The sequence below is a fragment of the Bradyrhizobium sp. WSM4874 genome, assembly GCF_055811835.1.
This window is the reverse complement of sequence record NZ_JBVVPR010000207.1, coordinates 1-475: the sequence shown is the minus strand read 5'-3', so window position 1 is coordinate 475 and position 475 is coordinate 1. Positions and strand designations below refer to the sequence as shown.

Sequence of the window (475 nt, the reverse complement as noted above, 5' to 3'; positions counted from 1 at the left end):
GCATTCGGCTTTGTCCTGCACCCCTTGGAACCGGGAGCTGGTGCCGTTTCTTAGGAATCGTTCTCCAGCGTCAGCTCTCCGATCTTGGCATGGAGCGACTTCACATCGATCGCGGGGATGGCCGGTATCCCGCCCCCAGATCCGAAAACCTCGGAAGCGCTGCTCTCAAACTGCGATCTCCAGGCCGTGATCTGATTGGGGTGAACGTCGAAATGCTCCGCCAACTGGGCGATTGTCCGGTCGCCCTTGACGGCGGCCAGTGCCACCTTCGCCTTGAAGGCCGGTGAGTGGTTCCGGCGGGGTCGTCTGCTCATGGGTTCACCTGTTCACGGCGACTATCGCCGTTGTCAGGCAGAAATTCCACTTATCGTCTTGTTCAGATTTCCGGGGCCGGCTCTCCGCCATCGGCGCGCGATAGCCGAGCGCCTGATGAAGGCGGCGATTGTTGTAGAAGGCGATCCAGTTTGCGATCCCT

1 pseudogene is annotated in these 475 nt (G+C 60.4%); it reads right to left on the bottom strand.

Going from position 1 to position 475, the window contains the following annotated elements:
• Positions 1-56 precede the first annotated feature (56 nt).
• Positions 57-314 (bottom strand): annotated as a pseudogene (locus AC0L3P_RS40060) (transposase); the annotation flags it as partial.
• Between the last annotated feature and the right edge of the window lie 161 nt (positions 315-475).